The following is a 349-nucleotide window of genomic DNA, read 5'->3' on the forward strand; positions in this document are numbered from 1 at the left end:
CGGGCTTCTAGTATGACTTCTTTGTGCGGTGAAAGTACCACGAAGTCATCGGCATATCGGATGATTTTCGGACGATATCCTTTATCTTGCTTTCCGTCAATGTATTTGGATTTAGGGAAGGCATTGACTACCGAATTTATCATCCCATGTAAGGCAATGTTTGCCAGCAGTGGACTAATGACTCCACCCTGTGGAGTTCCTGATTCTGTTGCCTCAAATACGCCATTATCCAAAACTCCGGCTTTAAGCCATTGTTTAATTCTCCGTTTGAGCACGGATGGACAATCTAGTTTGGACAGCAAGTAATCATGGTTAATTCGGTCGAAGCATTTTGCAATATCTGCATCTA

1 protein-coding gene is annotated in these 349 nt (G+C 43.0%); it reads right to left on the reverse strand.

Annotation, left to right across the window (positions count from 1 at the left end):
* Window positions 1–349: reverse transcriptase domain-containing protein (locus AC0QH1_RS00665; protein WP_324628801.1), on the reverse strand; the 349-nt coding region annotated here is incomplete at both ends.

Source organism: Phormidium sp. CCY1219 (assembly GCF_055795085.1).